General features: G+C 45.2%; 2 protein-coding genes. Both read left to right on the top strand.

Annotated elements, in window-relative coordinates; all coding sequences use genetic code 11:
• Positions 1-120 precede the first annotated feature (120 nt).
• Positions 121-453 (top strand): zeta toxin family protein, encoded by a 333-nt coding sequence (locus tag LZG75_RS12245; protein ID WP_233937699.1) that lies wholly within the window; start codon positions 121-123, stop codon positions 451-453.
• A 2-nt stretch (positions 454-455) separates the two neighbouring features.
• Positions 456-653, top strand: coding sequence for a hypothetical protein (locus LZG75_RS12240; protein WP_233925161.1), 198 nt, complete (start codon positions 456-458; stop codon positions 651-653).
• Positions 654-699: the final 46 nt, after the last annotated feature.

The raw sequence follows: 699 nt of genomic DNA, 5'->3' as shown, positions 1-699 counted from the left end.
CGCATTTCATAAACGCCATCAGTCAAAGCCTTAACATTACGCTTTATCAATGCCGATCTCATTGCCGCTGGCCTAGCGCCCTTTGACCCTGAATCCATTTCATTCAAAGCAGCTCGGTTGATGTTAAACGAATTAGATGAACATACTAAAGCTGGAGAAAGCTTTGCTTTTGAGACCACTTTATTGGAGCTCATTACCACTCAACGTATTCAGGAATGGAGAGATTTGGGCTATGACGTCAAACTCTGGTTTATTGCACTAAGCTCCCCTGAATTAGCCATCTCTCGCGTAGCTGAGCGGGTGGCACAGGGAGGTCACAATATTCCTGAAGATGTTATTCGAAGGCGATATAAGGCGGGATTAGAAAATCTCTCAAAATATCAAAAAGTTGTAAAATCATGGGTATTGTTAAATGGCGACAAAACTCCACCGGAGCAAATTGACCAAGGTTAACTATGACTATTCCAAATAACGACATTCGTAATTCACCAGATCCCGATATCGCTGGATCCTACTATGCTATGCAACGCGCCGGTCAAGCAGCGATTGACCTAGCCATTCAAACGAACACCGCAATCGTAACCATGGTTGATGGCAAGATAGTTCGGATCCCAGCTTCTGAGCTCATTAAAAAGCGCCAGCCTGGCGTCTAAGTACCGTTGGCCGCGAGTTCGACTTTGAGCAAAGCGAAAAGCGGTG

The sequence above is a fragment of the Polynucleobacter sp. IMCC30063 genome, assembly GCF_021395235.1.
Taxonomy (GTDB): domain Bacteria; phylum Pseudomonadota; class Gammaproteobacteria; order Burkholderiales; family Burkholderiaceae; genus Polynucleobacter.
The sequence above is the reverse complement of the archived record's forward strand: the minus strand, read 5'-3'. Positions and strand labels throughout refer to the sequence as shown.

Bases quoted from the DNA above. Each gene is read 5' to 3' on its own strand.
- LZG75_RS12240 (WP_233925161.1), top strand. From the start codon at position 456: ATGACTATTCCAAATAACGACATTCGTAATTCACCAGATCCCGATATC.
- LZG75_RS12245 (WP_233937699.1), top strand. From the start codon at position 121: ATGTTAAACGAATTAGATGAACATACTAAAGCTGGAGAAAGCTTTGCT.